The organism is Streptosporangium sp. NPDC050148, assembly GCF_055586505.1.
The window spans coordinates 104943-122470 of record NZ_JBVJIA010000018.1 but is presented as its reverse complement, the minus strand read 5'-3'; the positions used below and the strand labels follow the sequence as shown (position 1 = coordinate 122470).

Genomic DNA, 17528 nt, shown 5'->3' with positions numbered 1-17528 from the left:
CACCGCCGGGCCGGCCCCCGTACCCACCGGGCCGTCCCCGGCGACCCGGGGGCCCGGCCCCGGCCCCTTTCCCGGAGCGCGAACATCGAGGAGACGCTTTCCATGGCACGCATCGGTGACCGAGGCGCCCTGCCGAGGTGCACGTTCTGCGGCAAGAGCAACAGGCAGGTCGCACGGCTGATCGCGGGCCCGGCCGGTGTCCACATCTGCGACGAGTGCATCGCGGTGTGCACCGAGCTCATGGAGGAGGACCGCGAGGACGTCCCGCCGGCCGGGCCGGCGCGGGTGCCGGCGCCCAGGGAGATCGACGACTTCCTCGGCCGGTACGTGGTCGGCCAGGAGAACGCCCGCAGGACGCTCGCGGTGGCCGTCCACAACCACTACAAGCGGCTGCGGTCGGCGGCGGCGGGGGACGGCAGGGACGGCCCGGTCGAGCTCGCCAAGTCCAACGTCCTGATGGTCGGCCCGACCGGCTCCGGCAAGACCCACCTGGCCCGCACGCTCGCCCGGATGCTGGACGTCCCGTTCGCGATCGCCGACGCCACCGCGCTCACCGAGGCCGGGTACGTCGGGGAGGACGTGGAGAACATCCTGCTCGGACTGATCCGGGCCGCCGACGGCGACGTCGCCAGGGCCGGGACCGGCATCGTCTACATCGACGAGATCGACAAGATCGCCCGCAGGAGCGAGAACCCGTCCATCACCCGGGACGTCTCCGGGGAGGGCGTGCAGCAGGCCCTGCTCAAGATCCTGGAGGGCACCGTCGCGAACGTGTCCCCCGACGGGGGGCGCAAGCACCCCCAGCAGGAGTTCCTCCGGATCGACACCACCGGCGTGCTCTTCATCTGCGGGGGCGCCTTCGACGGCCTGGAACGGATCGTCGAACGGCGGACCGAGCGCTCGGGCAGCGGGTTCGGCGCCGCGATCCGCACCCGCCGGGAACGCGAGGAGCGGGACCCGCTCGCCGGGGTCATGCCCCAGGACCTGCTGGAGTTCGGGCTGATCCCGGAGCTGGTCGGCCGCCTCCCGGTGATCTCGACCCTGCGGGCCCCGGACCGGGCGGCGCTGACGCGGATCCTCACCGAGCCGCGCGACGCACCGGTCGGGCAGTACCGCACGCTCCTCGCGATGGACGGCGTGGAGCTGGAGTTCACCGAGGAGGCCATCGCCGCGATCGCCGACCAGGCCCTGCTGCGCCGCACCGGCGCCCGCGCGGTCCGCGCGATCCTGGAGGAGGTCCTGCTCGACGTGATGTACGAGGTGCCGAGCCGCGACGACGTGGCCCGGGTCGTGGTCGGCCGCGACACCGTCCTGGACAGGGTCAACCCGACCCTGGTGCCGCGCGAGCGGCGCGACGACGGCCGGGAGCGGCGCGAGAGGTCGGCCTGAACGGCCGTCACGACCGCTGGTGCCGCGAGGGCCCGGCCGTGATCACCGGTGCCGTGGCACCCCCGCCCGGGTGGCCGACCGGTCCCGGCTCAGCCCCTGCCGTCGCTCTTCAGCCGCGCCGCCATGGCCGCGACCTGGGTGCGGCGCTGCATGTTGAGCTTGGCCAGCAGGTTGGAGACGTAGTTCTTGACCGTCTTCTCGGCCAGGAACATCCGCTCGCCGATCTGCCGGTTGGTCAGGCCCTCGCCGATCAGCTCCAGGATGTGGCGCTCCTGGTCCGACAGGGCCGCCAGCGGATCCTCCTTGTGCGACCTCTCCCGCAGCCGCGACAGCATGGAGGCGGTGGTCTGCGGGTCCAGCAGCGACTGCCCGGCGGCCACGGTACGGACCGCGCCCACCAGATCCGAGCCGTGGATCTGCTTGAGCACGTACCCCGACGCCCCCGCCATGACCGCCTCGAACAACGCGTCGTCGTCGGCGTACGAGGTCAGCATCAGGCACGCCAGCCCCGGCAGCCGCGAGCGGACCTCGCGGCACACGTCCACCCCGCTGCCGTCGGGCAGGCGCACGTCCAGCACGGCCACGTCGGGCTTGAGGGCCGGGATCCGGGCGATGGCGGATTCGGCGGTACCGGCCTCGCCGATCACCTCGATGTCGTCCTCGGAGCCCAGCAGCGCGGCCACACCCCGCCGTACCACCTCGTGATCGTCCACCAGGAAAACGCGAATCATGTCCCGAACGCTAGCCGCTCGGCGGACGGGCCGCATAGAGGCCAAGGTCCCCGCCGCCCCGTCGGTGCTCGCGCGTGCCCGCGCGGTCGTTCCGTCACGGGGTGTCCCGCGGCCGCTCCCGGCCGGAGGCGGTGGCCTGGTAGAGGTCGGGGATGCCGTCGTGGTCGTGGTCGGCCGCCTCGGCCTCGCTGATGCGCCGGTAGACGCGGTTGCGCAGGCGCAGGATCACCGCCGCCAGCAGCGCGGCGGCCAGCGAGCCCACCAGGACCGCGACCTTGACGTGATCGTCGCGCTCGCTGCCGATCCCGAAGGCCAGTTCCCCGATGAGCAGCGAGACCGTGAAGCCGATACCGGCCAGGATCGACAGCCCGGCCACGTCCACCCAGGACAGGCCCTCGTCCAGGTGGGCACGGGTGAAGCGGGCCACCAGCCAGGTCGCGACCATGATCCCGGCGGGCTTGCCGACCACGAGCCCGGCGACGATGCCCACCGACACCGGGTCGGTCAGGGCGGTGGCCAGGCCGCTCAGGCCGCCGAGGGCGACCCCGGCCGACAGGAACGCGAAGACCGGCACGGCCACGGCGGCCGAGAGCGGCCGCAGCCGGTGCTCGAAGTGCTCGGCCAGGCCGGGACCGGCCTCGGGCCCGCCCGCCCGCTCGCTGCGCAGCACCGGGACCGTGAAGGCCAGCAGCACGCCCGCGACGGTGGCGTGCACCCCCGAGGCGTGCACCAGCGTCCAGGTCGCCGCGGCCAGGGGCAGCAGCAGCCACCAGCTGCGCACCCGGCGCTGGACCAGCACCGCGAACACCGCCAGCGGCACCAGCGCGCCCAGCAGCGGCAGGATCGACAGCTGTGCGGTGTAGAAGACGGCGATGATGACGATGGCCGCCAGGTCGTCGACCACGGCCAGGGTGAGCAGGAAGGTGCGCAGCGCCGAGGGCAGATGCCGGCCGATGACCGCCAGCACGGCCAGGGCGAACGCGATGTCGGTGGCCGTGGGGATCGCCCAGCCCCGCGCCGCGCCGTCCCCGGCGTTCAGTGTGAGCAGCAGGTACAGCGCGGCCGGGACGATCACGCCGCCGAGCGCGGCCGCCACCGGCACCGCGGCCCGCCGCACCTGGCGCAGGTCACCGGCGACGAACTCGCGCTTGAGCTCCAGGCCCGCCACGAAGAAGAAGATCGCCAGCAGGCCGTCGGCGGCCCAGGTGGCCAGGGTCAGGTCCAGGTGCAGGACGTGAGGGCCGACCGTGACCTCGCGCAGGGCCTGGTACCCGTCCGACCAGGGGGAGTTGGCCCAGATCATCGCCACCACCGTGGCCACCAGCAGCAACGCCCCGCCCACGGTCTCCCTGCGGAGGATGGCGGTGATACGGCTGGTCTCGGCCCACGAGCCGCGGCCGAACAGGTTGGACATGCCGGACAGGGGACTGGACATCGTGCTCCGTTTCCGGGTCGGGTCAGAGACTGCCGACCAGACTTCCCGGCGCACCTGTGCCATCCACCCTACCGGGGGGCCCGATGGAATCCGGTGGGCGGGGGCACACGACCGCTCTGTTCCGTCCGGTCCCCGTCGCGTCCGGTTCCGTCCCGTCGCGTCCGGTCACGGCCGGGTTCGCCGTGACCGTCCTGCCTGAGACCTGTTCTGCCGGGTCCGTCCCGCCTGGTCCGGCTCGCCTCGGGCCGGGCCGTTCCGGCCTCAGGCGCTCCCGTGAGCATGCTCAGGTGGAGGTGATCCCCGCGTCCGTGAACTCGGAGCGGTACCGGGGGCCCGGAGCGGGGGCCGGCCGGGGCGTCCTGCGACCCCGTCCCAGCAGGCGGATGCCGGTCAGCCGCAGGCTGCGGTGCAGCTCCTCGTCGGACAGCTCGGGGAACGACGCCACCGCGCTCATCAGCCCGGCCAGCGCCGCGGTCAGGTAGACGCGTTCCCACGCCTCGGTCCGCCCGTCGTTGCACAGGCCGCGCACCTGGTCGCGGTAGCGGTCCATCCGCTCCCGGATGACCGGCCTGGCACGGATCTCGGGATCCCGCTCCAGCAGGGCTATCACGGTCCGGTGCTCGACCAGGAAACCGATGAAACCGTCCAGCGGGGGGCGGGCGCACCCGGAGCCGTTCTCCGCGGAGAGCCGTTCGAGGTCGGCCAGGACGGGGGCGAGGGCCGCGTCGAGCAGCGCGTCCTTGGTCCGGAACAGGCCGATGACGGCCCTGCCGGACAGGCCGGCGGCGGAGGCGATCATCTGCAGGGTCGTACGGTCGTAGCCGTTCGCCGCGAACAGGCCGAGCGCCGCCCGGGTCACCTGGTCGTTGCCCTGTGCCGGCACGGTCATGGTCATGGTCATTTTCTCCCCGTCGTCGCAGCGCCCCGCGGGTGGCTCTGGCGTGAGGGGTAACAATGCATATGCGCAGGTCATTTCCACTTTTAGGGAATTTTACCGTCGTCGGTGACATACCTCCCGGGGCTCCGTCAAAGGCGCCGCCCGGTCGCTCGTCCGGTCGCTCGTCCGGTCGCCGGCCCGCCCGCCCGGTCGCTCGTCCGGCCGCGTTCTAGGGCGCCATGCGGCGCAGCATCCGCAGCGTCCACGGCGGGCAGGCCGGATCGGCCTCGGCCTCGGCGAGGGTGAGCCAGACCGTCTCCGCGACCTCCAGGGGAGCGGCGGGAACGGGCCTGGCCCGGTCCGGCATCCGCCCCGAGAACGTCACGTTGATCACCGGGTCGCCGTCGTCGGTCACGAAGAACGTGCTCTCCACGTAGGTGAGCCCGACCCCCGTGACGTCGACGCCGATCTCCTCCATGACCTCCCGGCGCGCGGTCTGCTCCAGCACGTCGACCCCGGCGCCCTCGATCTCGACCTTGCCGCCGACACCGGCGAGCACACCGGGGGCGTGCGCCTCCCGCGCGCCACGCCTGATGAGCAGCCAGCGGTCATCCCTGTACAGGAAGACCTCGACGTTCACGACGAAGGCCGGTCGGCCGCCTCCGGTCGTACAGGCCCGCACGCCGGGCGTGGATGCACTCGTCACATCCGGAGACTCTACGCAAGGACCACCGCTCTCGATCATCGAACGGCGGCTTTCACGTCACCCCGGTGCCGCCGGACACGACCGGGTCCGGCGTGCGGGCGCACGTCGGCGGTTCCGCAGGGTGCGGGCGGGCTCCGGCAGGGTCGAAAGTCCCATGGGGGCGGGACGTTCGGGGCCCGACGGGGTGTCGTTGGGCACTGTGGGCGAAGGCGGGCCAGGCGATGGAATGAGGACGTAAGAGAGAGCAGGAATCACCACAGCGGATGGAAAGGGGAGCCGTCATGGCCACCACGAACGCACGAGGCACCGATGCCGGGCAGGTCATGGACGCCACCTTCATGCCGGAGACACGCCGGCCGGAGGCCTACGCCTGGGCGATCACCCGGATCGGGCTGGGCTTCATCTTCCTGTGGGCCTTCCTGGACAAGACCTTCGGCCTGGGGTTCGCCACCCCCGCCGAGCGGGCCTGGCTCAACGGCGGCAGCCCCACCACCGGCTTCCTGAAGGGCACCGGGGAGAACGCGCTGGGCGGGGTGTTCACCGCGCTGGCCGGCCAGGCCTGGGTGGACTGGCTGTTCATGCTGGGGCTGCTGGGCGTGGGCACCGCCCTGCTGCTGGGCATCGGCCTGCGCATCGCCGCCGTCGCCGGAGGCCTGATGATGGTCCTGATGTGGGCCGCGGCACTGCCGCTGGAGACCAACCCCTTCCTCGACGACCACCTGATCTACGCCGTGGTGCTGGCCGGGCTGGCACTGAGCGGAGCCGGTGCCACCTGGGGCCTCGGCACCCGCTGGGCCGCCACCGGCCTGGTACGCCGCCACCCCGTCCTGCGCTGACCCCTCCGCAGAGCACGAAAGGCCCGCTCCCCGCACCATGCGGGGGGCGGGCCTTTCGCCGTTCCCGGCCCCGGCCCTTTCAGGGTCCCGCCCTCGTCCTGGCCGGCGGGCCGGCCGTTGACGTCGGACGAGGGCGGGGGACGGAGGACGGCCGATCCGGTGGACGGCGGCTCAGGTGAAGTTCACGTCACTGCAGATGTAGTACGACTGGTCCATGTGCGAGGCCTGCCAGATCGTGTAGACGACCGCCCGGCCGCTGCGCCCGGAGGTGTTGACGTCGATCAGGTAGTTCTGGCTGGGCGCGTACCGGCCGGTCGTCCTGACCAGTTGCAGGTCGTTCCAGGTCAGCGGCCGGGTGGCGGGGTCGAAGCCCTGGCGGGTGATGTAGACCCGGAAGTAGTCGGCGCCGTGGCTGGCCTGGTCGTACAGGCGCAGGGTGAAGTTGGCGCCGATGTTCGTCGTCTTCCAGGCGCCGACGGTGTCCAGGGCGGTGTACCGGCCGCCCTGGGTGCGACCGGCGCTGCACAGCTGGCCGTTCGGGATCGCGGCCTGGTGGTTGCCTCCGACGCCTTCGCGGTAGAGGCCGTTCCAGTTCCACATGGCGTTCGGGTCGGTCCGCCACGCCTGCCAGCACATCGGGTCGGACTGCTGCATGGCGGGGTTCTGGAAGTCGTTGCCCCAGCGTAGCCAGCAGCCGTAGTTGCGCGACGCCGGATCGACGACCGATCCGTGCGCGGAGGCGGAGCTGGCCCAGGGGATCATGGCGAGCACCAGTGCGGTGAGCAGGGCCACGGCGCGAAACGCCGAGCGGCGTCGTGCGGGGCCCGTCGTCCTGGGGCGTGGTGCGGGGAGTGCAGGACGGTGCATCGTGCGTTCTCCTCTTCCGGCGGGGGGTTCCGGGAAATGGGAGCGCTCCCATGCGCTATGGCGATATTACCTGACAAATCACGGTTGGGAAGTGTCAAGGTGAGAAGTTGAAACTTTCAGGCCTCGGCTTCGTGATCTCTCTCCGTGTACGGATGATCGTCGGAGATGGTGCTGCTCCCGGTGTCGGCGGGACGATTACGAAACATCGGTAGCGAAACAAGAGGCATGACGGTACCCTCATTTTCGCTACTCGTGTATCGAAAAGAGGGCGGACATGACCGAGAGCCGTCGCGGCCGGCCCCGCGACACCGACATCGACGAGCGCGTCCTGCGGGCGGCCACCGCGATGCTCCTCGAACACGGCTATGCCGGGCTGTCCCCCAACGAGGTCGCCGAATGGGCCGGGGTGGCCAAGACCACGCTCTACCGTCGCTGGCCGACCAAGGACCACCTGGCCATCGCGGTGGTCGCCCGTCTCCAGGAGGACGACGAGATCACCGACACCGGTGACATCCGGCGCGATCTGACCGGCTACATGGTCAAGATCGCCGCAGCGCTCGAACGCCTGCGGTCGGCGGGCAGACCGGCCGGAGAGCACGACGCGTCGGCCGGGGTGGTGGCCGAACTGGTCGCCGCGGGCGCGCGTCACGACGACATCGGGCGGCTGGGACGCGAGGTCTTCGCCCGGCGCAACGCCCTGGCCCACGCCCTCATCACCCGGGCCCGCGAACGCGGGGAACTCCGCCCCGGCCTCGACCCCGTCGTGCTCCTCGACCAGCTCGCCGGAGCCCTCTACTACCGCGTCCTGATCACCGGGGCCCCCATCGACCGTGCCTACACCGAACGCCTCGTGGCGACCGCCCTCGACGGCGCCCGGACCTGACGAAGGAACGCCCCCCGCGATGCCCCTCCCCTCACCGAAGCACCTCACCGCCGCCCTGACCGCCCTGACTGTGCTCGCCACCGTCACCGCACCCGCGTCCGCCGCGCCGCCTCCCGCCGCGTCGTCCTCCGCCGCCGCGCGGAACGCCCCGGCCCTGGAGGACCGTCCCTGTCCCGTACGGGTGCCCGAGGGCACCCGGTGCGGGTACCTCGTGGTCCCCGAACGGCGTGACCTGCCGGGCGGGAGGAGCACCAGGGTGGGCTTCGCCGTCCACCGCTCCACCGACGCCGGACGCAGGCCGGACCCGGTCGTCTTCACCAGCGGAGGCCCGGCCTCCGCCTCGATCCCGCTCACCGGCCTCATGGCCGAGATGTTCCGGGACCGGGACGTGGTCGTCCTGGAACAGCGCGGGAGCAGATGGTCCAGCCCCTCGCTCGGCTGCCCGGAGACGGTACGGGCGATGCTGGACACGCTCGCCACCCCCGGGCAGGCGGCGCAGGAGACGTCCGTGATCGCCGCCGGTGCGGCGGCGTGCCGAGAACGGCTCGGCGTGGACCTGCGGGGGTACCGCACCGGGGAGATCGCCGCCGACGTGGTGGACCTGCGGCGGGCCCTGGGATACCCCCGCTGGAACCTGTTCGGGGTGAGCTACTCGACCCGGTCGATGCTGGCGGCCGCCGCCGCCGATCCCGAGGGCACCCGCGCGGTGGTGCTCGACTCCTTCCTCCCGGCCCCGGTGGACTGGTACGACGAGGCCACCCGCGACCTGACCGACACGGTCGCGAAGCTGGCCGGTCAGGGATGGCCCGGCCTTCCGGCGCGGTTCACGGAGATGGTCACCGGCCTGAACAGGACACCGGCCGTCGTCACCGTCCGGGATCCGCTGACGGGCGGGCCGCTCACCCTGCGGCTCACCGGTGACGACGTGGCCACGATGCTCGGCGAGGCCATGCAGGCGGTCGAGGTCCTGCCGATCGTGCCGGTCCTCGTCGACGCGCTGGCGGCGGGCCGTCACGAGGTGCTCCAACCGCTGGCCGACGCGGCAGGCCCCGGGCTGGCCACCCACGAGTACGGCCTCTACCACGCCGTGCAGTGCCAGGACGAGGTGCCGTACAACACCTTCGCCCCGGCGCGGCCCCGGCTGTTCACCGCGGTCCACGACCGCGCGGTGTGCGGGGAGTGGAGGCTGCCACCGGCCGCCGTCACCCCGGCCACCACGCGGGCGCCGGTCCTGGTGGTCGGCGGCGCGTACGACCCGACCACGCCCACCCGGACGGCCCGTCACGCCGCCGGGGCACTGCCCGGCGCCCGGTTCGTCGAGTTCGCCGGGGTCGGGCACGCGGTCTTCGCGTCCAGCCGGTGCGGCAGGCAGACCATCGCCGCCTTCCTCTCCGACCCGGCGGCCGGGCCGCCCTGCGACCCGTCCAAGGCCACCTACCGGATCCTGCGGCCGGGGGAGCTCCACCTGACCTCCGCCCTCTACCGGGCCCGGCGTGAACCGTGGACGCTGCTGCCGGTCGTGCCGCTCGTGATCGTCGCGCTGGTCCAGCTCGGCGCGGGCCTGCGGCGCCCGCGCCGCCGCCTTCCCTCGCTGGCCGCGGGAGCGTCCGGCCTGGCCTTCATCGGCCTGACGGCCGCCACGCTGTACAGGACGATCGCGGAGAACGAGATCGTGGCCGCGGTGGGCGTGCCCTCCGCGGTGCCGTGGTACGGCCTGCTGGTCGGGCTCGCCCTCGCCACCACCCTCGTGGCCGCCGCCCGGGGCACGGCCGCCCGGCACCCTACCGGCCGGGGCGCGGCCGCTCGGGACGCGACCGGAAGGGAGGAGACCGGTCGCGAAGCGGGCTCCGGGGGAGTGACCGCCGAGGGAACGGCCCTTGGGGAGGCGGACGGGCTCGGGGCGTGGAGGCGCCGGGGCGTCCACCTGCTCGCGGGGTCGGTGTACGCGGGATTCCTCGCCTGGTGGTGCCTGTACGTCGTGTGACCGTTGTCGGCGGGAGACCGATCGCCTATCGTCGGTCACCGATGAACACCGACGTCGATCCCGGACCGGATCCCGGACCGGATCCCGGACCGGATCCCGGACCGGATCCCGGACCGGATCCCGGACCGGGCACGGAACCGGGCCGCCCGGCGGACGGGCGGGGAGCCGCGGGCCCTGACGCGGGAGCGCCCGTCGGGCCCGTCCTGTCGCCCGGCCTGGAGATCCGGCCGATGCGCGACGACGACGCCGGGCCGGTGCTCGCGATCTACCAGGCCGGCCTGGACGGAGGGCAGGCCGGCTTCGAGACGACCGCCCCGAGCTGGGAGCACTTCGTCTCGGGAAGGCTGGCCCATCCGCGCTACGTCGCCGCCCTCACCGGCACCCCTGCCGGAACCGACCGTCCCTCCGAGACCGGCACCCCTGCCGGAACCGGAACCCGTACCGGAACCGGCGCGCCTGCCGGGATGGGTGCGGGCCCCGTCCCCGGCGAGGTCGTCGGCTGGGTGGCGGCCTCACGGGTGTCGGCGCGTCCGGTGTACGCGGGCGTGGTCGAGCACAGCCTCTACGTCCGCCCGGGGCTTCGGGGCCGCGGTGTCGGCCGCGCGCTGCTGGCCGCGTTCATCACCGCGAGCGAGGAGGCGGGCATCTGGACGATCCAGAGCGGGATCTTCCCCGAGAACACGGCCAGCCTCTCCCTGCACCTGTCGCTCGGATTCCGCGTGGTCGGCGTCCGCGAGCGCGTCGGCCGCCATCACGGGGTCTGGCGCGATGTGATCATGCTGGAACGACGCAGCACGGTCGCGGGGACCTGACGGCGCGCTTCTCGTGCGGATCCCCTCGCGCGACGTCCGGCGCCGGTCTTGAGGGGGGCCGGGACCCGGTACACAGGTCCGGGTGGCCTTCGAGCCGGTTCGAGCCGGACCGCAGCGCTAACCGACCGGGAAGACGGCGTCGGGGGCGGCGTGGTCGACGGGGCCGGTGAACCGGGTGGAGGCGCGCTCCACCGCCTGCCGCGGCGTGAGGAACGGGCCCACGTGGGTGACGATCAACCGGCCCGCCCGGGCCGAGGCGGCCGTGTCACCGGCCTCCTCGGGCGTGTGGTGCACCCGCTCGCCCTCGGCCGGTGCCTGCGCGCTGTCGGCCTCGCACAGCAGCACGTCGCAGTCCCGGGCCAGGCTCGTCAGGTTCGCGCACGGCGCCGTGTCCCCGGAGTAGACCAGGGAGGAGTCCCCGTCCTCGACGCGTACGGCGAAGGCCGGCATGCCGTGCGCCACCTCGCGGCTGGTCAGGGTGAGCGGGCCCACCCGCGCCCGGTGCCCGTCGTGCAGCTCGTGGACGGCGAAGGCCGACTCGATCGGGCTGCGGGACGGGCCGTTGGTGAGGAAGCGCGCCAGCCGGTCGGCGATGCCCGGCGGGCCGTACAGGGGGATCGGCGCGCTGAGCCGTACGTCGGCGTAGAGGGCACCGTAGTAGGCGGTGAGCAGGTCGGCGCTGTGGTCGGCGTGCAGGTGCGAGATCCAGATCGCGTCCAGCTCGTCCAGCCCGACGTGCCGCCGGAGCCGGGCCAGCGTGCCGGTGCCCGCGTCCATCCACACCCGCGTGCCGCCGCCGGAGACCAGATATCCCGAGCACGGGTTGTCCACGTCCGGGTAGGGCGTCGCGCTTCCCAGAACGGTGAGACGGAGATCGTCGCTCATCCGGAGAGCGTAGAGCACGTGCTCCCCGGGATCGGGGGACGGGGTCACCGAGGACGCGTTCAGGCCGGGGACGCGGCCGTCCTGACGTCGAGGACGCGCAGCGCCGAGGGCCTCGTGCCCTCCGACGCCTCCTGGTACATGATCGACATCAGGTCGTGGGTCCGGACGCGGGAGGCGTCGACCAGCACCTCGCCGAAGGCGTTCAGGCCGGCGCCGTCGTGGCGCGTCCTCCAGTCCGTCCAGCCGCTCGCGGCGCTCGCCGTCACGATGCGGCCCCTCGGCATGATCACGTAGGCGTCGTCGTTCCGGTCGAGCACCAGCCGGGAACGCCCGTGGTCGTCCAGCGGTTCGGGAAGCTCCCGTTTCCGCCAGCGGCCGTCGGCCCGCAGGGACAGGTGGAAGACGCGGCCGTGGGTGCGGCGCTGGGCGGCGAAGTCGCTGACGCACCGGGTGAAGCGGAGCGGGACGTGGCTGATCAGCACGTGGGGGCGGCCCTGGGAGTCGACGGCCTGCGCCTCCTGGTTCATCAGGGCGTGGTCGACCCCCAGCGGGTCCACCACGTGGCCCGGCGTGTCCAGCGACACCAGCAGGTCCGTTCCGGTCACGGCGGCCACGGCGCCGTCCCCGGTCCTCCAGGTACGGCCCTCGTCGTCGCTGTGGACGTAACCGGTGTCGTGGTTGGAGCACCCTCCCGGATGGCAGAGCACCGCGCCGCCCCGGGCGTCCTCGCGCCAGGTGAAGGTCGCGTGCAGCCGCCCCCGGGTGTCGTAGCCGATGCCGTGCAGGTACATGTTGCGGGTGTCGCTGACGCCGAAGGCCGTGGTGTGGCGGCCCTCGGCCGACGACCACCGGCCGAGCCTCCTCCAGGTCCCGCCCGCGTACTCCGCCAGCTCGCACCAGCCGTTGCCGGAGTGGCCGGTCCGGTAGCCGAGCTGCAGGTCGCCCCGGGGCGTGTTCAGGAAGCGGGGATAGGTGATGTCGCCCAGGTCCACCCCGCACAACGACCGCTCCACCTCGCCGAACGCCGCCGCCGTCCACGCGGGTCCCCCGGCCCCGCCCGCGAGGTGCGGTACGGACCGCAGGTAGAAGACCCGGTTGCCGTGGGTGTCCATGGCCACGTGCAGCCGGCCGTCCTTCGCCGACACCCCGAGGGAGATCGTGTTGTGGGAGTCGTCGGCGCTGAGACGGTGGGGCAGCGCGACGACCTCCCAGGGGCGGCCGGTGCCGGTCACGTCGCGCCGGGCGACCAGGGCGTGCCGGTCGGCGGTGTACCAGGCGGCGTACTGGTGGCCGCCGTGGGTGAGGATGCCGTCCTGCTGGTAGGAGGCCGTGTTGACCAGGCCGTCGTAGGAGACGAAGTACAGCGCCCGCGGATCGAGCGTCGTGTGCCCGGCGATCCCGACCGAGGGCGGGCCGGCCGGGCGGGAGGTCGGCGCGTCCACGGCCCCAGTGAAGCAGCCGATCGTCACCTGATCAACCGGCCGGCGGATCCGGTCCGGGGGATCCGGGGCCCGGCCGAGGGGGCGGGGCCGCCCCGCCCGCCGGGCCCGGGTGTCAGCGGGCCTCCAGGTTGGCCGACATCCGCGCCAGCACGTCGATCGCGGCCAGGTACTCCTCGGTTCCGATCCCCTCGGTGGCGCGGGCCCGGACGGCGTCCACCCGCACCCGCAGCTCCTCGTGCGCCCGGACCCCGTCCGGGGTGAGGGTGAGCCGTTCCCCGTCCGCCAGCCACCCGCGCTCGCGCAGGTCGCCGGCCACGGGGCGCAGGGTCGGCGTCTCCTCGTCGAGGAAGGGGGCCAGGACGGTGTCGAGCTCGGCGACGGTGGGGGAGCCGGTGGGGGAGCCGGTGGCGAGGACGTTCAGGACCTGCCAGTGACGGCGGGTGAGCCCTTCGCCGGCGAGGAGGTCGTCCAGGGACCCCTCCAGGGCGCCGTGCAGGTGCCTGATCCAGTAACCGAGGGGACGTCCCTGCCCGATGATCTCGGAGGTCTCCATGGTGATCGCCTTTCTCGAGAGATACATGTACTTTGACATTAACATGTCTTATTACATGTACAATCGAGGCGTGGAGGATGAGCAGGCGGTCGCCGCCGTCGAACGGGCCATGGTGGAGATCCGGCGCAGCCAGACCCGCCGGGCGCTCCAGCGTCTCGCGGCCGCCACCGGCCCCGGAGCCCCCGTTCCGCTCGATCCCGCCCTGTTCGGGGTGATCGACGCGGTGGAGGAGGGGGAGGGCGCCGTGACGGTCACCTCGGTCGCCGGCCGGCTGGGCGTCGACCAGCCCCGCGCCAGCCGTCTGGTGGCCAGGGCGGTCGAGGCGGGGCTGGTCCGGAGGGTGGCCGACCCGGACGACGGCCGTCGCAGCACCCTGGAGCTGACCGCGCTCGGCGCCGAGCACGCCGAGCGGGTCCACCGGTTCCGCCGCGAGGTCTTCGGCGCGGCGATGCGCGGCTGGCCCGAGCGCGACCGGCGGGAGTTCGCCCGCCTGCTCACCGCCTTCGTGGCGGAGCTGGGGGCGCGCCACCGCGGGACGAGGGAAGCGTGAGGCCGCAGGTCGTGTCCGGCGGCGATCCTCGCGGCCCGGCCCCCGGCCCGATCCCGCGCCGGGGGCCGGGCCGAGGACGCCGGAGTCCGGAGTCGGATGCGCGTGCTCCCGGCCGGCCCGGGAGCGGGATCCGGTCGTACGGGAGCGTGGCCGGTCACTTCACCGCGCCGCCGGTTATCCCGGAGATGATCCTCCGCTCGACCCCAGCACGATCCCGCTCGCGCTGGGGTCGCTGACGTACTCGGCGGCGTGCCGCACGTCGGCGGCGCGGTCGGACTCGATCACCCGGACCCCGACGACCGGCCCGGCCACCCGGCGGCCTCCTCGACCCCCTGCAGGGTGCAGGCGTAGCCGTAGAGCGTCGTGTCCGACGTCACCACCGTCACGGCGCTCGCCCGGCCGGAACCGAGCGCGCGGGCGCGGTGAACCGGGCGACGAACGGCTGCGCGCCGGAGATCCGGACCCGCTGCACGTGCGTCGGGACGAGGCCCCACCGGATGCCGGTGGCGATGTCACCGGCGTCGGGCAGCAGCAGCACGGCCGTGCCACCAGGGGCCAGGACGCGCCGCAGCTCCGCCCACCAGCGCTCCGGGGAGGAGGCGAGCAGGCCGCCCGCGGCGACCTGACCGCCCCAGGGCGGGTTGCACAGGACGCGGTCGGCCCCGCCGTCCGGCAGCGGCAGGCGACCGGCGTCGGCCCGCGCGACGGTCACCGGCAGCGTGCCCGCGTTCTCCCTGGCCGCCCGCACCGCGTCCGGGGACAGGTCGAAGCCGCGGAGCAGGACCCCCGGCCGCTGGGAGGCGGCCTCGATCAGCAGGGTCCCGGCGCCGCAGCAGGGGTCGAGGACCGTCAGCCCCGGCCGAAGGTCGGCCATCCGCGCCATGGCGGCGGCCAGCGGGGGGTGCAGGGTCCCGGCCAGGGAACGCCGCTTGTACTCGCGCCGGTGCAGGGGCCGGTCGGTGATCCTCAGCATGAGGGTGGCCCGCGCGCCGTCGAGGGTCAGCCGCCACCCGGTGTGACCGGCGGGCGGCGCCAGGCCCGTGCGGCGCGAGTGGTACCCCACCCCCAGCCGGTGTGCCAGGACCCGGCCGACCGCGTCCTCGGCGTCGTAGCGGTTGAAGTTCCGCCCGCCCAGGAACGACGCCGAGACCTCGACGCCGGTGACCGGGCCGGAGCCACCGTGCCGGCGCCGCGACCGCGTCAGCTCGTCGAGGTCGGCCTCACCGGCCAGCTCGGCCAGCCCGGAGAGCCCTTCCTTGGCGGTACCGATGTCGGGCCCCTGCGCGGCCAGGAGGAACACGTCGTCGGCGGTGCTCAGCCCGACGGTCCGCGGCCCCGGGCGGAGGGTGTGAAAGTGGACTTCGCGATGCCCCAGACGGGTGACCGTCGAGAGCCCGGGCTGGAGGATCTCGGCGGCGACCGCCTGCTCCAGACCACGGACGCACCGCGCCACCAGGCGCGCCGCCGTCACCGGACGGCGAGGACGCTGGGACGCGGAGCGGTGAGGAAACGTGCGCGTTCGCGCATGATGATCGTTCTTCTCCCACGTCGGCCCGAGGCGGCGCCACGCCGCCTCGCGTCACCGGCGACGGGACGACCTCGTCTCGCCGGTGGGGGCCTAACGCAGGCTGAAGAAGAACGCGAACGTCATGGGGGAGATCATAATCGGCCGGGACCGCACCGGCAACCGGACGCCTCGCCGCGGGCAGGGCGGCGCTCACCGGTGCCCGCCGCGCTCACCCGCTCACCGTGCTCACCGGTGCTCACCCGCTCACCGTGCTCACCGGTGCTCACCCGCTCGCCGTGTTCACTCGCTCACCGTGCTCAACGGTGCTCACCGTGTTCATCGGCGACCGGAGCGACCGGGGCGGCCCGTGGCGACGGGCGCTACAGCAGGCCGAGCAGGGTGGGGGCGGCGTTCATCGCGCCGTGGACGGTGAGAATGGGCCACATCAGCCGGTACCGGCTCCACAGGTAGCCGAGGAAGAGTCCCTGCACCCCCTGGCCGGCGAACACCGAGGCGAGATCGGTGGGAAGGTCGCCGGTGCCCTGGATGCCGATGTGCCAGGCCGCGAAGGCCAGCGAGGCGAGCACGATGGCGGGCCAGGGGCCGAGGAGGTGTTCCCACCGGGTCTGGAGCCAGCGCCGGTAGAAGACCTCCTCGAGCAGGGCGTTGAGGACGAACACCGCGACCACGGTGACCAGCACCGTCACCGGGTCGAGGCCGGTCGTCCAGTCGCCGTACGGCCGGGCGAACGGGCCGGCGAAGGACAGGACGATCCAGGCCGCCACCGGCACCGCCGGCCCGTAGCGGCGCCAGGCCGAGGGCCGCTCGCGCACCTCCCGTCCCGGTGTGGCGTCGCGACGTGCCGTCCGGGACGACGGCACCGCCTCCCGGTCCGAGACGTCGCGGCGTGCCGGCGCCGCCACCTCCCGGTCCGGCGCGCCACGGCGCGTCAGCCGGAACAGCAGCAGCGGGACCGCCACCAGCAGGACGAGCTTGAGGATCGTGTGCGCAGGCTCGGCGCCGTGGCCGCCGGCCGTCACCAGGCGCAGCGACACCGCGAACAGCACGGCGGCGGCCAGCAGGACGCCCGCCTGCAGCCGGAGCTCCCGCGTCACCGGAGCGCCGCCGGCCCGGGGCGGCCGGGGAGGCACCAGCCGGGTGAGGACCAGCCCGGCCAGGACCGGGATCCAGGCGTGCCACATGGGCCGGGTTCCGGCGTGGTCGGCCGTGTACCTGATCTCGCCGCCGGTGGTCCAGGCCAGCCAGAGGGCCGATCCGGCGATCACGGCCAGGCCGACGACCAGCACGGCCAGGGCGGGCACTCCGAGGGACGGCGACCGCCGTGACGTCTTATTTAGCACATTTGTACTTTATAGGAAATCGTACGGGCGTGCTGTAATGGGAGCCATGCCGAAGATCGTCGACCACGACCAGCGACGGGAGGAGCTCGTCCGCGCCGTGTGGCGGGTCATCAGCAGCGAGGGGATCGAGGGCGCGACGGTCCGCAGGGTCGCCGAGGCCGCGGGCGTCTCACCCGGCGGGCTGCGCCACTACTTCGACAACCAGTCCGGCCTGCTCGTCTTCGCGGCCCAGGCGATCGGCCGGAGCCTCGCCTCGCGCATCGCCGGGCACCTGCGCGCGGACCTGCCCGGTACGCGGCGCGCCCGGCTCATGCTCGAGGAACTCCTCCCGCTGGACGAGAACCGCCGCGTCGAGGTGGACGTGTGGCTGGCCTGCCTGGTGCGCTCGCGCGTCGACGAGTCGCTGGCCGGCCTGCGCGCCTCGGGCTGGGAGGGGGAGCGTCACGTCTGCCGGCTCGCCGTCGCCTCCTGCGCCGGGACGCCGTTCCCCGAGGAGATCGGGCGACGGCTCGGGGATCCCGAACTGGAACGGCGGGCCGCACGGCTGCACCTCTTCATGGACGGCCTGACGCTGCAGACGGCGACCTACCCGCACCTGTTCACCGCGCGGGACGTCCGCACGATCCTCGCCGAGGAGCTGCGCCCGCTGAGCGAGGCGCCGACCCGCTGACGGCCCGCTTCCCGGAGAGACCGACGACCCGCTCCCGGAG

The 17528-nt window shown here is 73.5% G+C and carries 18 protein-coding genes; 7 read left to right on the top strand and 11 right to left on the bottom strand.

What is annotated here, in order from left to right:
• Positions 1-102 precede the first annotated feature (102 nt).
• Complete coding sequence (gene clpX, locus ACZ6RT_RS21455) at positions 103-1389, top strand: ATP-dependent Clp protease ATP-binding subunit ClpX (protein WP_470155586.1); 1287 nt, start codon at positions 103-105, stop codon at positions 1387-1389.
• Between the two features lie 89 nt (positions 1390-1478).
• On the opposite strand, the gene ACZ6RT_RS21450 is transcribed toward clpX, so the two are convergent.
• From ACZ6RT_RS21450 to ACZ6RT_RS21435, 4 genes are all read right to left on the bottom strand, one after another.
• Positions 1479-2120: a response regulator gene (locus tag ACZ6RT_RS21450; protein ID WP_399195028.1), complete on the bottom strand. Its 642-nt coding sequence runs from the start codon at positions 2118-2120 to the stop codon at positions 1479-1481.
• 94 nt (positions 2121-2214) lie between these two features.
• Complete coding sequence (gene nhaA, locus ACZ6RT_RS21445; protein WP_399195030.1) at positions 2215-3555, bottom strand: Na+/H+ antiporter NhaA; 1341 nt, start codon at positions 3553-3555, stop codon at positions 2215-2217.
• Between the two features lie 283 nt (positions 3556-3838).
• Positions 3839-4450 (bottom strand): TetR/AcrR family transcriptional regulator, encoded by a 612-nt coding sequence (locus tag ACZ6RT_RS21440; RefSeq protein WP_399195032.1) that lies wholly within the window; start codon positions 4448-4450, stop codon positions 3839-3841.
• Positions 4451-4661: 211 nt separating this feature from the next.
• Positions 4662-5138 carry an NUDIX hydrolase gene (locus ACZ6RT_RS21435; protein ID WP_470155584.1) on the bottom strand — a complete coding sequence of 159 codons (477 nt, stop codon included), beginning with the start codon at positions 5136-5138 and terminating at the stop codon, positions 4662-4664.
• Between the two features lie 323 nt (positions 5139-5461).
• On the opposite strand from ACZ6RT_RS21435, the gene ACZ6RT_RS21430 reads away from it, so the two are divergent.
• Positions 5462-5974, top strand: coding sequence for a hypothetical protein (locus ACZ6RT_RS21430; RefSeq protein ID WP_470155650.1), 513 nt, complete (start codon positions 5462-5464; stop codon positions 5972-5974).
• A gap of 171 nt (positions 5975-6145) precedes the next feature.
• Here the strand turns inward: ACZ6RT_RS21430 and ACZ6RT_RS21425 are convergent, their stop codons facing one another.
• Positions 6146-6766, bottom strand: a complete 621-nt coding sequence (locus tag ACZ6RT_RS21425; protein WP_470155583.1) for a lytic polysaccharide monooxygenase auxiliary activity family 9 protein — start codon at positions 6764-6766, stop codon at positions 6146-6148.
• Between the two features lie 349 nt (positions 6767-7115).
• On the opposite strand from ACZ6RT_RS21425, the gene ACZ6RT_RS21420 reads away from it, so the two are divergent.
• From ACZ6RT_RS21420 to ACZ6RT_RS21410, 3 genes are all read left to right on the top strand, one after another.
• Entirely contained in the window at positions 7116-7724 is a 609-nt protein-coding gene (locus ACZ6RT_RS21420; RefSeq protein ID WP_470155581.1) for a TetR/AcrR family transcriptional regulator, read from the top strand.
• A gap of 19 nt (positions 7725-7743) precedes the next feature.
• Positions 7744-9708 carry an alpha/beta hydrolase gene (locus tag ACZ6RT_RS21415; RefSeq protein ID WP_470155580.1) on the top strand — a complete coding sequence of 655 codons (1965 nt, stop codon included), beginning with the start codon at positions 7744-7746 and terminating at the stop codon, positions 9706-9708.
• Between the two features lie 230 nt (positions 9709-9938).
• Complete coding sequence (locus ACZ6RT_RS21410; RefSeq protein ID WP_470155579.1) at positions 9939-10520, top strand: GNAT family N-acetyltransferase; 582 nt, start codon at positions 9939-9941, stop codon at positions 10518-10520.
• A gap of 117 nt (positions 10521-10637) precedes the next feature.
• Here the strand turns inward: ACZ6RT_RS21410 and ACZ6RT_RS21405 are convergent, their stop codons facing one another.
• The 3 genes from ACZ6RT_RS21405 to ACZ6RT_RS21395 form a co-directional block, all read right to left on the bottom strand.
• Positions 10638-11405, bottom strand: a complete 768-nt coding sequence (locus tag ACZ6RT_RS21405) for an MBL fold metallo-hydrolase (protein ID WP_399195044.1) — start codon at positions 11403-11405, stop codon at positions 10638-10640.
• 59 nt (positions 11406-11464) lie between these two features.
• On the bottom strand, positions 11465-12847 hold the full coding sequence (locus ACZ6RT_RS21400; RefSeq protein ID WP_470155578.1) for a BNR repeat-containing protein: 1383 nt from the start codon (positions 12845-12847) through the stop codon (positions 11465-11467).
• A 112-nt stretch (positions 12848-12959) separates the two neighbouring features.
• Positions 12960-13427 (bottom strand): MarR family winged helix-turn-helix transcriptional regulator, encoded by a 468-nt coding sequence (locus ACZ6RT_RS21395; RefSeq protein ID WP_470155577.1) that lies wholly within the window; start codon positions 13425-13427, stop codon positions 12960-12962.
• A 43-nt stretch (positions 13428-13470) separates the two neighbouring features.
• On the opposite strand from ACZ6RT_RS21395, the gene ACZ6RT_RS21390 reads away from it, so the two are divergent.
• Positions 13471-13950 (top strand): MarR family winged helix-turn-helix transcriptional regulator, encoded by a 480-nt coding sequence (locus tag ACZ6RT_RS21390; RefSeq protein ID WP_470155576.1) that lies wholly within the window; start codon positions 13471-13473, stop codon positions 13948-13950.
• A gap of 174 nt (positions 13951-14124) precedes the next feature.
• Here ACZ6RT_RS21390 and ACZ6RT_RS21385 read toward each other — a convergent pair whose 3' ends face one another.
• The 3 genes from ACZ6RT_RS21385 to ACZ6RT_RS21375 form a co-directional block, all read right to left on the bottom strand.
• Positions 14125-14262 carry a hypothetical protein gene (locus ACZ6RT_RS21385; RefSeq protein ID WP_470155575.1) on the bottom strand — a complete coding sequence of 46 codons (138 nt, stop codon included), beginning with the start codon at positions 14260-14262 and terminating at the stop codon, positions 14125-14127.
• Between the two features lie 70 nt (positions 14263-14332).
• On the bottom strand, positions 14333-15421 hold the full coding sequence (locus ACZ6RT_RS21380) for a TRM11 family SAM-dependent methyltransferase (protein WP_399195054.1): 1089 nt from the start codon (positions 15419-15421) through the stop codon (positions 14333-14335).
• A gap of 416 nt (positions 15422-15837) precedes the next feature.
• The gene (locus ACZ6RT_RS21375) at positions 15838-16779 is read right to left on the bottom strand and encodes a lysostaphin resistance A-like protein (protein ID WP_470155573.1); all 942 of its coding nucleotides are present in this window, start codon (positions 16777-16779) and stop codon (positions 15838-15840) included.
• A gap of 85 nt (positions 16780-16864) precedes the next feature.
• On the opposite strand from ACZ6RT_RS21375, the gene ACZ6RT_RS21370 reads away from it, so the two are divergent.
• On the top strand, positions 16865-17488 hold the full coding sequence (locus ACZ6RT_RS21370; protein ID WP_470155572.1) for a TetR/AcrR family transcriptional regulator: 624 nt from the start codon (positions 16865-16867) through the stop codon (positions 17486-17488).
• Positions 17489-17528: the final 40 nt, after the last annotated feature.